This is a genomic window from Tellurirhabdus bombi, from assembly GCF_021484805.1.
Taxonomy (GTDB): domain Bacteria; phylum Bacteroidota; class Bacteroidia; order Cytophagales; family Spirosomataceae; genus Tellurirhabdus; species Tellurirhabdus bombi.
Genome location: NZ_CP090557.1, coordinates 4,875,387 through 4,889,642 on the forward strand (window position 1 = coordinate 4,875,387; position 14,256 = coordinate 4,889,642).

Below are 14,256 nucleotides of genomic sequence, written 5' to 3' on the forward strand. Positions count from 1 at the left end.
GAGTGCGGTGGTTTATTTTTTCAGTTTAATGGTCAGATTCAGAAAATCGTTGGTCGATGACTGGTAGGCTTCCTTGACCCCGCTCATCAGGTATTGCAGGGCAAATGTTTTGCCCCGCCGCCCGGCAGCAGTCCGGTCATCCAGGGTAGTCCAGTCTTTCTCGTACCAGTTGTCGAACCGCACGGGCAATTTGATCGCTACGGTTGCTTCATTACCATACAAGTTATCGACCCGAAATGTTAGAACATGCGTGACTCCATTGAGGATTTTCTCCTCGCGCTCACTCAGCTTTGCCGTGTTCGAGAGGTCGTCTTTGCGCTGAACGGTCGCCAGTTTAACGGCGGCTTCCTTCGCATTGACTGTCAGATTTTTCCGCAAATAGTCTTCCGACTGGGCGTAAGCGGGCAGATTTCCCAAATCCAGCCCAATGGCAAATTCTTCGGGATTTCCGCTGCGCGCCCGCATGTCGGCCAGGCTGCCCCGCTCGGCCCGCCACTTGCCTTTTTTGTTCAGCGAGAAAAATAACTCATAATCGGTTAGTGCCGTACCCGTACCGAAATTCAAAACCTTGGCGGGTTGCACCGACAGCATGCCCTGAAGCTTCTGATTAAAATCATTGAGCAATTCCTGCTTCCCGATTAGCCAGATGTAAAACGGGCGCGGTTCGCCGGAAAGCTTCTGCTTGGCATTCCGATAGTCGTAATACGTTCCGTTATACTGCGAGGTAAAGGCGTAAACGGTGGCCCCAACGCCTTTCTGGGAGAGCTTGGAAAACTGATCGTAAATCTGGTTTTTCAGCACGCTGGACGCATTTTCCCGGTTGATTTCAGGATTTGCTTTGATCTCGTTATCGGGAAACGACAAAATCGCGTCGGTTACCAGCATGGCGATGTTGGACGTACCAGCCTTTTGCCCTACCTGCTCGAAAATGGTGTGCAGTTTGGAGCTTTTCCCGGTAGCCAGCGGCGTGGTGGCGAGGCCTTCCACAAACTGGCGGGCATCGCCGGTATAGGCTTGCGGTTTTTCGGTAATGGTCCAGACTTTGAGGGGCTTGATGGTATTGGCTTTCGTCACCACGTCGGAAACCACGTCTTTAAACTCCGTACCGCCCCGCAGATACCCCCCCATACTGGCAGAAGTTTCCATAAAGAAATGAACTTCCTTCAGGGAAGCCGCCGCCGGGGCAGCCGTTTTCTTTTCTTCTTTTTTTTCGCGTGAGCCGCCGCAACCAGCCAGCAAAAGCGTCAACACCAAGAGCCCATAAACAGCTCGAAATAATCGTATAGTCATTCTTTGTAATCTATCAGTTATCTTCTTTTCGCTGGTAAGGTAACAAGTAAGCCGCTACGAGCAATGCGCCAAGCAGGTAGGCGTACGTGCGGGTAGCGTCGTCAGCCTGAAAACCATCGCAGCTTTGTAGTCCGTAGGCGATTAACGAAAAAAGAACGATTTGCCACACAACCGCCCGCACTCGCCAGCGTTTCGCTCCTGTACGAAAAAAATTGGCTTCAATAACCAGCAATATAGCCGCCAGAATTGCCCAGATGGATTCGATCAGCTTCGGTGTCTGACCGCCCCGAACCCGGTTTTCCTCGCCACCCGCCAGCAACAGCGCAATCAGGGATAGCCCGGAAATCAGCACACCCGGCCAGTTTAGCCAGCCACTCTGTTTTACGGGTGCACCAACCGTTTGTCTGGGCACATAAGCGACGGTTCTCGCTACGGGGGCCGCTTCGGCATAAGGTAAAATCTGCACCGGGCTTTCTTCTCTAACGTTTATATCGACCGTTTGATTATCTGTTATGATCATTCCAGCCGTCAATTCTTCGTGCCGAAAGTAATGCGTCTGGCCGGTTTCATCCCGTAAAAGGCCGCACTGGCTTAGTTCGTCATAATGAATAATGGTTCCCCGCATGGAATGGATAGCCGTGAAAGCGGGTAAAAGTAGCAAATGACCCAAATATTTGCTAAAGATTTAGGATGGTTTGACGATAAGTCTTATTAATGGACGCAGGGTTGTACCTTTGGGCTTTTGCAATTCTTTAGCCTATGTCTAACCATTCTGTACGGCCCAAAAAACACCTGGGTCAGCATTTTCTGAAAGATCTGTCCATTGCCCAGCAAATCGCGGGCTTGTTATCAGGTCATAATGCTTATAAAAAGGTACTGGAAATTGGACCGGGGATGGGCGTTTTGACCCAGTATCTCCTCCCCAATGAGCAGTTCGAAACGCATGTTATCGAAATTGACCGCGAATCGATTTCCTATTTGCAGCAGCATTTTCCCAGTTTGAGGGGGCGCATTATCGACGGCGACTTTCTCCAGATGGATTTGCGCAAACTGTTTCAGGAGCCCGTGGCGATCATTGGCAATTTTCCTTACAATATTTCCTCCCAGATCTTTTTTAGGGTATTGGAGTACCGCGCGCAGATTCCAGAAGTGGTTTGCATGCTTCAGAAAGAGGTAGCCCAGCGCATTGCTTCCCCTCCGGGCAATAGAGATTACGGAATTCTAAGCGTGCTTTTACAGGCTTACTACGATATTACTTACGAATTTACGGTCGATGCCAGCGTTTTTCAACCACCTCCAGCGGTTCAGTCGGGCGTGATCCGATTAAAGCGAAACAGCGTCGAGGCGCTTCCCTGTGATGAAAAGAAGTTTGTTCAGGTGGTCAAACAGGGGTTTAATAACCGCCGGAAAATGCTGCGCAATGCACTCAAGCCGCTCAATCCCCCCGAAACAATGCTTTCCAACCCGCTGTTAGATAAACGAGCCGAGCAATTAAGTGTAGCCGATTTTGTGAAGCTAACGCAGTTGATGACCCCCGAACAATAAGGAATGAACCGCGCGGCAACCGCCAGGAAGCGGGCACGAACAGCATTCTTATTGGTTGCTTCTTACGATCATGACTTTCGAACTAACTAAAGAATATTTAGAAAGCCTTCAACTTGCCATCGAAGCCCGTGACGATTCGACCCTGCTGGCCGAGATGGATGAGCTATACCCCGCCGATATTTCTAGCATTTTGTATGAATTGGATAACGAGTCGGCGCGGTATCTGCTCAATGTGCTAGATAAAAAAGTGGGGGCCGAGATTCTGGCCAATCTCGACCCGTCCGAACGCGTTGATTTTCTGAAGAGTTTCCAATCTACCGAACTGGCCCCGTTCATCGAAAACATGGACTCGGATGATGCGGTTGATATCTTGAACGAGCAATCCATTCAACTGCGTGAAGAAGTAATTGCCCTGCTGGAAGACCGCGAACAGGCCCGTTTCATTCTCGACCTGCTTCACTACGACGAAGACGTGGCTGGCGGTTTGATGCAGAAAGAATTAATCAAGATCAACGTCAACCTCACCGTAAATCAGTGTATTGAGGAAATCCGGCAGCAGGCCGAGGATGTCGAAAACGTCAACGTGGTGTATGTGGTGGACGATAGCAGCAAACTGCTGGGCTTTGTCTCGCTGAAAAAAATAGTTCTTTCGCAGAAAAACGCCAAAATCGCCGACATCTACGAAGAAGACATTCACTTTGTGGAAACCTACCGCCCAGCGCAGGAAGTAGCCGAAGTGATGCAGCGTTATGACCTGGAAACCATCCCCGTCGTGAACGTACAGGGGCGACTGCTGGGCCGAATCACCATTGATGACATTGTAGACGTTATTACCGAACAGGCCGAAGAAGACATTCAGGCCATTTCGGGTTTGTCGGGTGAGGTGGAAGAAACCGACAGCGTCTGGGAACGGGCCAAAGTGCAGTTGCCGTGGCTCATTGCCGGGGCAGTCGGTAGCCTATTGGCCGCGACGGTGATCAATGGTTTTCAGAGTGAGTTGGGTAAAGTAGCCGCCCTGGCTGCTTTCATTCCGATCATCGGTTCGACGGGTGGCAATGTCGGCATTCAAACGTCTTCGCTGATTCTGCAAAGTCTGACTGATACCTCCGGCCTGTCTACGACAATCGGCCAGCGGCTGCTGCGTACGCTTCTGGTGTCGCTGCTTAATGGGCTGGTGGTTGGCCTGATTGCGGGACTTTATACCTTTCTGATTGGTGAACAAAGGCTCTTTTTTGTGGTGGCAGCCTCACTCTTGGCCGTTGTTTTACTGGCTTCGTTCATGGGAACAGTAACCCCATTGCTCTTAAACCGAATCGGGATCAATCCCGCCGTTGCCTCCGGTCCCTTCATTACCACCGCCAACGACTTAATTGGCATTGGTGTCTATTTTCTGATTGCAGATCTTTTACTTTCTGAATTATGATTGCCGTTATCCAGCGCGTAACGCAAGCCTCGGTTACCATTGAAGGACAAATCAAAGGCCAGATCGGTCTTGGTTTTTTAATTTTACTGGGAATTACGCATACCGATACCCGCGAAGACATTGAGTGGTTGAGCAAGAAAATTGTGGGTATGCGCATTTTTAGTGATGCAGAAGACAAAATGAACCTCGACCTGAAAACGGTCAATGGCCATATTCTTCTCATCAGTCAGTTTACGCTTCACGCCAGCACGAAGAAAGGAAATCGCCCCAGCTTTATTGAAGCCGCCCGCCCCGAAGTAGCTATTCCGTTGTACGAACAGATGATTCAGCAACTCACGCTGGACCTGGGTCAACCCATTCAGACCGGCGAATTTGGTGCTGATATGAAAGTTTCCTTGCTCAACGACGGACCCGTTACCATTCTCATTGACTCCAAAAACCGGCAGTAGGAATTGACTCGTTGCCAGATATTATTGAACTAAAGCGCATCAACAGCTCTTTTTAGAGTATGATTTTAACGCAGACTCCGTTCTAAAAAGAGCCGATTTAAAGAGTTTTTGGCAGGAAGTTCCCGCATGCTTTTTTTTTGCTCAATTAATAGAGAATCTGCTAGTAAATTGTACTAAACTTTTATGGACTTACTTACCTTTGTCCTTTAAACAAGGCATGCTTCCATCATGGACAAATATTCGTATATAGCTAATTCAGAAGCAGCTTACATTGACGACTTATACAAGTCTTATAAACAAGACCCTAATTCTGTTGATGAAAGCTGGCAAAAATTTTTTGAAGGTTTCGATTTTTCACAAACATACAGCGAAGAATCCGGCGGTGAGGCTACTCCCTCAGCCAACGGTAATGGCGCAAACGGCAACGCTGCAACGGGTAAATCTACTGTTGATGCCAGCTACGCAGAAAAAGAGGTTTCAGTAGCCAGTTTAATCAAAGCTTACCGTTCCAGAGGCCACTTATTGGCCAAAACGAACCCTGTTCGCCCCCGTAAAAACCGAAATCCCCGCTTAACACTGTCCGATTACGGTTTGTCCGATGCGGATCTCGACACGGTATTCCACGCCGGCGAACTGCTGGGTATTGGCGCTTCCTCGTTGCGGAAAATCCTGGAGTCGCTGGAGAAGATCTACGCCGGAGCCATCGGTTTCGAGTACATGTATATCCGCGAAATCGACGTTAAAAACTGGTTGCGGAATAAAATTGAGAAAGAAGCACTGACGTTCAAAACTACCGCTGCGGAGCAAAAACGCATCCTGGAGAAGTTGAATGAAGCCGTTGTTTTTGAAAACTTCCTGCACACTAAATTTTTAGGACAGAAACGTTTTTCACTGGAAGGTGGCGAAACGACAATTCCTGCTCTGGATGCCATCATTAACCGCTCGGCTGAACTGGGTGTTCAAGAAGTTATGATTGGAATGGCCCACCGGGGTCGTCTGAACGTACTCGCCAATATTCTCGGCAAAGCCTACGAAAGCATTTTTGACGGCTTCGAAGGCAACGTTCCAAACCAGGGCTATGGCGACGGTGATGTAAAATACCACCTTGGTTATTCCAGCCTCATCGAAACGCCTTCGCAAAAACAAATCAGCGTTAAGCTCTCCCCTAACCCTTCGCACCTAGAAGCCGTAAACCCCGTCATTGAGGGATTTGTGCGGGCACAGGCCGACGAAGAATATCAGGGTAATTTTGATAAAATTGTTCCGATTCTCATCCACGGTGATGCCGCCGTGGCTGGTCAGGGCATTGTCTATGAAGTAACCCAAATGGCGAAACTGGCCGGTTATCACACGGGCGGTACGCTTCATTTCATCATTAATAACCAGGTTGGTTTCACCACCGACTTTGAAGATGCACGCTCGTCGATTTACTGCTCAGATGTAGCCAAAATCATCGATGCGCCTATCTTCCACGTTAATGGCGACGATCCGGAAGCGGTTTTCTTCGTGGCCAAACTGGCCGTTGAATTCCGTCAGAAGTTCAATCGCGACGTGTTTATCGACATGGTTTGCTACCGTCGGCACGGCCACAACGAATCGGATGAGCCGAAATTCACGCAGCCAACGTTATACGCGCTGATTGATAAGCACCCCAACCCACGCGAAGTGTATAACAAGCAGTTGATCGAGCGGGGTGATGTTGATGCCAAGCTGGCCGCTAATCTGGATACTGAGTTCAAAAAGCAGCTTCAGGATCGCCTTGATATGGTGAAACAAAAGGCTGAGATTCCATACAAACCCTTGCGTTTGGACCGGGAATGGGCCGAACTACGGTATGCCACGCCGGAAGATTTCGACCAGTCGCCGGAAACGGGGGTTCCTCTGGAGGTTCTGGAAAAAGTCGGTAAAGCGTTAGTGACTATTCCAGAAGGATTCAAACCCCTGAAGCAAATTGACAAGCTGCTGAAAGACCGCCAGCAGATGATTTTCGAATCGAAGCAGGTCAACTGGGGAACCGCCGAATTGCTGGCCTATGGCTCTCTTCTGGCGTCGAACGAAGTGGTTCGTTTAAGTGGTCAGGATGTGCAACGCGGTACATTCTCACACCGCCACGCCGTTCTGCACGATGCCCAGACCAACGATTCGTATACCTCCCTGAACCACATTCAGGAAGAACAGCAGAAGTTGCAGATCTATAATTCACTGCTCTCTGAATACGGTGTTTTAGGCTTTGAATACGGGTACGCGCTGGCCAATCCGAAGGCACTCGTCATCTGGGAAGCCCAATTTGGCGACTTCTCCAACGGCGCGCAGGTCGTTATGGACCAGTTTGTTTCCGCGGGCGAATCCAAATGGGGACTGATGAACGGGGTGGTTCTTTTATTACCACATGGTTATGAAGGCCAGGGACCCGAACACTCGAATGCCCGTCCAGAACGCTACCTGCAACTTTGCGCGGAATACAACATGATTGTAGCCAACGTAACGACTCCGGCCAACTTCTTCCACCTGATGCGTCGGCAATTGGCATGGCCATTCCGGAAGCCGCTGGTTGTGATGTCACCGAAATCGCTGCTTCGTCACCCACAAGTTGTTTCCCCGCTGGAAGACCTGACCAAAGGTTCGTTCCAGGAAGTGCTGGGCGATGCGTACGCTAAAACCAAGAAAGTAAAACGCGTTCTGCTTTGCACCGGTAAGATTTACTACGAACTGCTCGAAAAACAGCAAACTGACAAGCGTGAAGACGTAGCCATTGTTCGCGTAGAGCAGCTTCATCCGTTCCCGCTCAAGCAGCTCAATGCGCTTCTGGCCGAATACAGCAAAGACGTAGAGTTGTTCTGGGTACAGGAAGAACCAGCTAACATGGGCGCCTGGACGTTCTTGTTGCGGTCGCTGCCAGAAGTTAAATTGCACGGTGTTACCCGGAAATCGAGTGCATCGCCGGCAACTGGTTTTGCCAAAATTCATACGCAGGAACAAGCCGACATTATTCGTCGCGCATTTGAATAATAAAGAGTTTTCTTTGTTTTGGATTTATGGGTTTCGGGTTGTTATCCTGAGTAACAACCCGTTGCCTGCAACACGAAACCCGTCAACTCGGAACTTGAAACATACTAGATATGGCAAATGAAATGAAAGTGCCCCCCGTTGGGGAATCGATTACCGAAGTAACGGTAGGAACTTGGTATAAAAAAGAAGGAGATACAGTAAAGATGGACGAGGTTATTTGTGGCCTTGATTCCGACAAAGCGACCTTTGAATTAACTGCCGAAGCCAACGGCGTACTTCATATTATGGCCCAGGAAGGCGATGTTCTTCCGATTGGTGCCGTGATCTGCTCAATTGATGGTGAAGGCTCATCTGATGGTGCAGCCCCTGCTCCGGCCGCCGAACCAGCCAAGGCTCCAGCTCCTGAAGCAAAAGAAGAAGCGCCAGCGCCAGCCGCCGAACCAACTCCCGCTGCTGAAGCTGCCCCAGCCGCTGCGGAAAGCAAAGTTATTGAAATGAAAGTGCCAACCGTTGGTGAATCTGTTACGGAAGTAACCATCGCGGCATGGAGCAAAAAAGATGGAGATCACGTAGAGTTAGACGAAGTTCTTTGCGAACTGGAATCTGATAAAGCAACGTTTGAATTGCCTGCCGAAGCAGCGGGCACTTTGCGCATTGTGGCCGAAGCTGGCACGACGTTAGCCATTGGCGCGACCATCTGTAAAATAGAAGTAGGCCAATCGGCTGCGGGCGCCTCTGCTCCGGCTCAAGCAGCTCCGGCCGCGCAACCTGCTCAAACGGCAGCTCCAGCGCAAGGAACTACCTACGCAGCCAACCACCCATCTCCGGCAGCGGGCAAAATCTTGGCGGAAAAAGGCGTTGATCCTAAAGAAGTGAACGGCAGCGGTGTTGGTGGACGGATCACCAAAGAGGACGCTCAGAAGGCTGAAAAATCTGCTCCTGCACCAGCTCCTGCCCCCGCAGCTGCTAAAGCGGCTCCGCAGGCTCCGGCTCCAAGCGCGCCTGCTCAGGGAGAACGGGGACAACGCCGGGAACGTATGACTTCCCTGCGCAAAACCATCGCCCGGCGTCTGGTAGCCGTGAAAAATGAGACGGCCATGCTAACAACCTTTAATGAGGTTGATATGAAGCCGATCATGGATTTGCGGGCCAAATACAAGGATAAATTTAAAGACAAGCACGCCGTAGGTCTTGGATTCATGTCTTTCTTTGCCAAAGCCATTTGCATTGCCCTTCAGGAATTCCCGGCAGTTAATGCCATGATTGACGGCGATTCGCTGGTTTACAATGACTACTGCGATATTTCGATTGCCGTATCTACGGAGCGTGGTCTGGTCGTTCCGGTCGTTCGGAATGCGGAGCAAATGAACTTTGCCCAGATCGAGAAGGAAATTATCCGACTGGCTGGTTTAGCGCGGGATAACAAACTGACAATCGACCAAATGCAGGGCGGTACGTTTACCATCACAAACGGTGGTATTTTCGGTTCGATGCTTTCAACGCCAATCATCAATGCGCCGCAGTCGGCCATCCTTGGTATGCACAATATCATTGAGCGTCCGGTTGTGGTAAATGGTCAAATTGTTGCCCGGCCTATGATGTACATTGCCCTATCGTACGACCACCGCATTATTGACGGTAAAGAATCGGTTAGTTTCCTCGTACGCGTTAAGCAGTTGCTGGAAGATCCAACCCGAATTTTATTGGATGTATAAGTGTTAACTGATTGGCTATTGGTCAAGCTCACTTGATAAAATAACTTCATTTGTATAAAGCGATAGTGCTGCCAGTCGGTAGCACTATCGCTTTATAGAAGCCTAACTTGCTTTTGTATTAAAACTTCCTGCCTTTATGCAATACGATGTCATTGTAATCGGTTCAGGTCCCGGTGGTTACGTAGCGGCTATCCGCTGTGCCCAACTTGGTCTTAAAACCGCAATCGTTGAAAAATATAAGACGCTGGGCGGTACTTGCCTAAACGTCGGCTGTATTCCTTCTAAAGCTTTACTTGATTCGTCCGAACACTTTTACAACGCTGCCCATACCTTCGCTGAACACGGCATCAAATTAGCCGATCTGCAAGTGGATCTCCCCCAGATGATCAAGCGGAAAGAGGGCGTAGTCGAAGCGAATGTTACCGGTATTCAATTCCTGATGAAAAAGAACAAAATTACAGTTCATCAGGGGTTCGGTTCATTTGTGGATGCGAATACCCTGAACGTCAAAAAGGACGATGGCAGCGATGAGCAGATTACGGGCAAGAACTTTATCATTGCAACGGGGTCAAAACCGTCTTCGTTTCCGTCGATGCCCATCGACAAAAAACGGGTTATTACCTCAACCGAAGCACTGACGCTGACAGAAGTACCGAAGCACCTGATCGTGATTGGTGCGGGCGTTATCGGCGCTGAGCTGGGTTCGGTTTACGCCCGAATTGGATCAAAAGTATCGTTCGTTGAATTTGCTGATTCGATGATTCCGACGATGGACAAAACCATGGGTAAGGAGTTGCAGAAAGCGGTGAAAAAACTCGGTACTGACTTCTATTTTAGCCACAAAGTAACCAGCGTTGAAAATACCGGCGAAGGCGTTATCGTCAAGGCGGACACCCCCAAAGGTGAGCAAATCACGCTGGAAGGCGACTACTGTCTGGTTTCCGTTGGTCGCCGTCCATACACCGACAATCTGAATCTCGAAGCAGCCGGTCTGGCAGCCGATAGCCGTGGTCGGATTGAAGTAGATGATCACCTTCAGACTAAAGTTTCCCATATTTACGCCATCGGCGATGTAATTCGAGGAGCGATGCTAGCCCACAAAGCGGAAGAAGAAGGCGTTTTTGCTGCTGAAACCATTGCGGGTCAGAAACCACACATCAACTACCGTCTGATCCCGGGCGTCGTCTACACCTGGCCAGAAGTGGCTAGTGTAGGTTTCACTGAAGAAGAATTGAAACAAGAAGGCAAAGCTTACAAATCAGGATCATTTCCATACAAAGCGCTGGGCCGCGCCCGGGCGTCGATGGATACCGATGGTCTGGTGAAGGTCTTAGCCGACAAACAAACCGACGAAATTCTGGGCGTTCACATCATTGGTGCCCGCGCTGCCGACATGATTGCGGAAGCCGTGGTGGCGATGGAATTCCGGGCTTCGGCGGAAGACATTGGCCGGATCTCACACGCTCACCCGACCTATACAGAAGCCATCAAGGAAGCTTGTCTGGCTGCTACTGAAAACCGGGCGCTTCATATGTAAGCGCTGGCTTGTACTCAGCTTAAAGAAAAAGCCCGGAGAAAATTTATTTCTCCGGGCTTTTTTTAGGCATTTACCGTAGCGGGCCTTAGATTTTTCTCTGAGCGACTGTGGGCTTGAAGAATTGGCGTCCCAATGCGCTGGGTCCGTTCTTTTAGAAAAGCAATGGCTTCCTCATCGCTTTTAAACGTGCTGTCAATATTGACGAGATGCTTCACCAGAACATCATACCGTTTTTGCATCAGACATAAAAATATTCGTCCGTAATCCAATCCATCAAAGACGACCGCTTTGTTAGCGGCATACTTAGCCAGCGTCTTTTGGAAATGAACAGGGTGTTCGGTCCAGTGCATGGCCGGGCGCTCATGGTGGCTAATGTGGTAGCCGTCGTTCCAGCACTTATGGTTATACTTTACATTGATGCAGGTAATGCTGTTTTTGTAGGGATTCCCTGGATCTTTGGCATCGATAAAAGAGTGTTGCGTCCAGTTACCCAGCATCATAATGATTCGGGCAATTACGAAAGGCAGAATAAAAACAATCAGGGTAGCCGCAAAATTGACAAAGCTCAGCCCAATACAAACCGCAAAAAAAGTCATCTCGCCAATGAAAGCCCGACTCGCCAGTTTTCGCCGGTTCTTCCAGTTCAGGTAGCTAACGAGTCCAGCTAAGCCTGTAAACAGAAAGTCAAAATAATAACGCAGGAAATCTTTCAGGCTGTCGCGCTGGTAAGCCATTGTGCTGCTGTCATCGTCAGTAAGGTTATTTTCGGCATGGTGCATGCCAATATGATGACTATAATACGTTTCCGGTGTCTGTCCGAAAAAGGGCCCTACAACCCACGGCTGGTATTTATTCCAAATCTTATACTCATTTTTAAACAACGGTCGGTGGCTTGTGCAGTGCATCATCAAGCCAAAAGGGCCCTTGAAGCGAGCGTTATTCAGTGCTGTATAAATAAAGGCAATAACCCACCAAAGCCAGCCCGTTACAAAAGGCATATAAAGCAGAACACCGCACAAAATCATTGTGAAGGTAATCTGAATGGTTAGATAGACAAACGGCAAATCTCGTTCATCTTTGATGTACTTCAGAAAAAAACGGTCGGTCGCGTTTTGGGGTTTGGCAACAAAAACAGGGTCATGAATAGCTCCAAGTATTTTCATACGTATAGGTTAAGTAAAAAAAGCGCCGCGAATCTTTTCAGCAACTCCGTCCTTCGTAGCTAGCAAAAATCCGCTTTATTACTCTAATTTTACGGTTTCAGAAAATAAAAAGGGATTAAAACTAGTGAAATTGCCTCGCCCTATTCTGAATTCTTTTCATAAGTATAACGCATTCGCGTGGAAAAAAGGGCCTTCCTTTTCAAAACTTTTCTGTTAAGAATTAAATCAACACCGCGTTCTTAAGACCACAAATTAACCTACCACTCTATGAAATACATTCTTTACGCTCTATTACTCCTCTTTTCTGCGCCTGTCTTTGCCCAGAATGCCGACTCTCTTTTTATCCGGCAAATTTATGACGAAACCCTGGCCCGTGGAAAAGCGTATGAGTGGCTTCGTCATTTAACCCAGCAGATTGGGCCGCGTCTGAGTGGCTCCGCCGGTGCGCAGAAAGCCGTTGACTGGACGAAGCAACTCATGGAAAAAGAAGGCTTCGACCGCGTTTTCTTACAGGAAGTGATGGTTCCGCACTGGGTACGGGGAGCGAAAGAAGAATCCTATATTAAATCTGGCAAACAAAAAACCAACGTTCCGATTGCGGCCCTGGGTGGTTCCGTGGCAACCCCTACCAAAGGCGTTGAAGCTGGCGTTGTGGAAGTAAAAACCTTTAAAGAGCTGGAAGAATTGGGAGCCGCAAAAGTGAAAGGCAAAATTGTCTTTTTCAACCGCCCGATGGACCCCACCAAAATAAACACCTTTGAAGCCTACGCAGGTGCCGTCGAGCAACGGGCTAATGGAGCTACCTTTGCCGCCAAGTTCGGGGCCGTTGGTGCCATTGTTCGGTCGATGGCGGTTGGATTAGACGATATTCCGCACACGGGTTCCATGCGTTACGCGTCGGGCGTTCCCTTGATTCCGACCGCCGCCATCAGCACAAAGGGCGCGGAGAAATTGAGCCAGTTACTTAAAGAAAACCCCGCTCTAACATTCTTTTTTAAGCAGTCCTGCGAAACCCTGCCCGATGCAAAATCGTATAATGTGGTGGGAGAAATTCGGGGAAGTGAGAAACCTGACGAAATAATTGTGGTCGGTGGCCACCTGGATTCCTGGGATTTAGGCCAGGGTGCCCATGACGATGGTTCGGGTTGCATGCAGTCCGTCGAGGTATTGCGGGTTTTGAAGGCTTTAGGCTACAAACCTAAGCGAACCATTCGGGCGGTGATGTTTATGAACGAGGAAAACGGTCTGAAAGGAGGCATTGGCTACGCCGACTACGCTAAAAAAGGCGGGGAAAAGCACATTGCGGCCATTGAGTCGGATAACGGTGGCTTTACGCCCCGGGGATTCGGCATCGTTGGAACCGCCAGTGAAAAAGCCAAGGCCATGAGTTGGAAAAGCCTGCTCGCTCCCTATGGACTTCACGAGATTGGACCCGGCAGTGGCGGCGCTGATATTGGCCCCTTGGCGCAGTCGGGGACGGCCCTTTTTGGTTTCAAACCCGATTCCCAGCGCTATTTTGATTTTCACCATACCGACGCCGACCGCTTCGAAGCGATCAACAAGCGAGAATTGGAACTAGGGGCCGCTTCCATGACAGCCCTCCTGTATTTAATTGATCAGCATGGATTGAATTAAGTCCGAGCTTTGCAGGAAAGTGATTTTTGCCAACTGGTTTTCGTCTCCTGCGACTTTGTCGCAGGAGACGAATTGGTTACAACAACTTCTCGTTTTCCTGGTGGCGGGTTGCATCCCGGATGGTTTTCTTCTCTAAATTTTTCTGAAATGCTTCCGTCAAGTCAACGCCTGTCTGGTTGGCCAGGCAGATCAATACCCATAAGACATCAGCCATCTCGTCGCCCAGGTCTTTGGCCTTATCTGACTCTTTCTCCGATTGCTCTCCGTAGCGCCGAGCGATGATTCGCGCCACTTCCCCAACTTCTTCTGTCAGCATCGCCATGTTGGTTAGCTCATTGAAGTAACGGACGCCAATGGTTTTTATCCAACGGTCAACCGTAGTTTGTGCTTCATTAATGGTCATACAAAAAATTTTATATAGGTTCAGTGCAACATTTACAAACAACGTCCATCCTTAATTTGCCAATCAACTCGGAATATTTACCGCTCA

11 protein-coding genes are annotated in these 14,256 nt (G+C 49.2%); 7 read left to right on the forward strand and 4 right to left on the reverse strand.

Features of this window, described 5'->3' with window-relative positions:
* Nucleotides 1-12 precede the first annotated feature (12 nt).
* Together L0Y31_RS20695 and L0Y31_RS20700 are read right to left on the reverse strand one after the other, a co-directional pair.
* Nucleotides 13-1,290 (reverse strand): hypothetical protein, encoded by a 1,278-nt coding sequence (locus L0Y31_RS20695; protein ID WP_234734989.1) that lies wholly within the window; start codon nucleotides 1,288-1,290, stop codon nucleotides 13-15.
* 13 nt (nucleotides 1,291-1,303) lie between these two features.
* Nucleotides 1,304-1,951, reverse strand: coding sequence for a hypothetical protein (locus tag L0Y31_RS20700; RefSeq protein ID WP_234734990.1), 648 nt, complete (start codon nucleotides 1,949-1,951; stop codon nucleotides 1,304-1,306).
* A 98-nt stretch (nucleotides 1,952-2,049) separates the two neighbouring features.
* On the opposite strand from L0Y31_RS20700, the gene rsmA reads away from it, so the two are divergent.
* From rsmA to lpdA, 6 genes are all read left to right on the forward strand, one after another.
* Nucleotides 2,050-2,835: a 16S rRNA (adenine(1518)-N(6)/adenine(1519)-N(6))-dimethyltransferase RsmA gene (gene rsmA, locus L0Y31_RS20705; protein WP_234734991.1), complete on the forward strand. Its 786-nt coding sequence runs from the start codon at nucleotides 2,050-2,052 to the stop codon at nucleotides 2,833-2,835.
* 70 nt (nucleotides 2,836-2,905) lie between these two features.
* Complete coding sequence (gene mgtE, locus L0Y31_RS20710; RefSeq protein WP_234734992.1) at nucleotides 2,906-4,258, forward strand: magnesium transporter; 1,353 nt, start codon at nucleotides 2,906-2,908, stop codon at nucleotides 4,256-4,258.
* Nucleotides 4,255-4,707 carry a D-aminoacyl-tRNA deacylase gene (dtd, locus tag L0Y31_RS20715; RefSeq protein ID WP_234734993.1) on the forward strand — a complete coding sequence of 151 codons (453 nt, stop codon included), beginning with the start codon at nucleotides 4,255-4,257 and terminating at the stop codon, nucleotides 4,705-4,707. The genes mgtE and dtd overlap by 4 nt, the downstream gene beginning before the upstream one ends.
* A 228-nt stretch (nucleotides 4,708-4,935) precedes the next feature.
* A complete protein-coding gene (locus L0Y31_RS20720) occupies nucleotides 4,936-7,716 on the forward strand; it encodes a 2-oxoglutarate dehydrogenase E1 component (RefSeq protein ID WP_234734994.1) in 2,781 nt (926 codons plus the stop codon).
* A 110-nt stretch (nucleotides 7,717-7,826) separates the two neighbouring features.
* The gene (gene odhB / locus L0Y31_RS20725) at nucleotides 7,827-9,431 is read left to right on the forward strand and encodes a 2-oxoglutarate dehydrogenase complex dihydrolipoyllysine-residue succinyltransferase (RefSeq protein WP_234734995.1); all 1,605 of its coding nucleotides are present in this window, start codon (nucleotides 7,827-7,829) and stop codon (nucleotides 9,429-9,431) included.
* A gap of 136 nt (nucleotides 9,432-9,567) precedes the next feature.
* Entirely contained in the window at nucleotides 9,568-10,968 is a 1,401-nt protein-coding gene (gene lpdA, locus L0Y31_RS20730; protein WP_234734996.1) for a dihydrolipoyl dehydrogenase, read from the forward strand.
* Between the two features lie 62 nt (nucleotides 10,969-11,030).
* Here the strand turns inward: lpdA and L0Y31_RS20735 are convergent, their stop codons facing one another.
* Nucleotides 11,031-12,131 (reverse strand): fatty acid desaturase family protein, encoded by a 1,101-nt coding sequence (locus L0Y31_RS20735; RefSeq protein WP_234734997.1) that lies wholly within the window; start codon nucleotides 12,129-12,131, stop codon nucleotides 11,031-11,033.
* Between the two features lie 267 nt (nucleotides 12,132-12,398).
* Here L0Y31_RS20735 and L0Y31_RS20740 point away from each other — a divergent pair, with 267 nt between their 5' ends.
* Complete coding sequence (locus L0Y31_RS20740) at nucleotides 12,399-13,766, forward strand: M28 family peptidase (protein WP_234734998.1); 1,368 nt, start codon at nucleotides 12,399-12,401, stop codon at nucleotides 13,764-13,766.
* 76 nt (nucleotides 13,767-13,842) lie between these two features.
* Here L0Y31_RS20740 and L0Y31_RS20745 read toward each other — a convergent pair whose 3' ends face one another.
* Complete coding sequence (locus tag L0Y31_RS20745) at nucleotides 13,843-14,169, reverse strand: nucleotide pyrophosphohydrolase (RefSeq protein WP_234734999.1); 327 nt, start codon at nucleotides 14,167-14,169, stop codon at nucleotides 13,843-13,845.
* Nucleotides 14,170-14,256 lie beyond the last annotated feature (87 nt).

Bases quoted from the DNA above. Each gene is read 5' to 3' on its own strand.
- L0Y31_RS20740 (WP_234734998.1), top strand. From the start codon at position 12,399: ATGAAATACATTCTTTACGCTCTATTACTCCTCTTTTCTGCGCCTGTC.
- dtd (WP_234734993.1), top strand. From the start codon at position 4,255: ATGATTGCCGTTATCCAGCGCGTAACGCAAGCCTCGGTTACCATTGAA.
- odhB (WP_234734995.1), top strand. From the start codon at position 7,827: ATGGCAAATGAAATGAAAGTGCCCCCCGTTGGGGAATCGATTACCGAA.
- lpdA (WP_234734996.1), top strand. From the start codon at position 9,568: ATGCAATACGATGTCATTGTAATCGGTTCAGGTCCCGGTGGTTACGTA.
- L0Y31_RS20720 (WP_234734994.1), top strand. From the start codon at position 4,936: ATGGACAAATATTCGTATATAGCTAATTCAGAAGCAGCTTACATTGAC.
- L0Y31_RS20745 (WP_234734999.1), bottom strand. From the start codon at position 14,169: ATGACCATTAATGAAGCACAAACTACGGTTGACCGTTGGATAAAAACC.
- L0Y31_RS20695 (WP_234734989.1), bottom strand. From the start codon at position 1,290: ATGACTATACGATTATTTCGAGCTGTTTATGGGCTCTTGGTGTTGACG.
- mgtE (WP_234734992.1), top strand. From the start codon at position 2,906: ATGACTTTCGAACTAACTAAAGAATATTTAGAAAGCCTTCAACTTGCC.
- L0Y31_RS20735 (WP_234734997.1), bottom strand. From the start codon at position 12,131: ATGAAAATACTTGGAGCTATTCATGACCCTGTTTTTGTTGCCAAACCC.
- rsmA (WP_234734991.1), top strand. From the start codon at position 2,050: ATGTCTAACCATTCTGTACGGCCCAAAAAACACCTGGGTCAGCATTTT.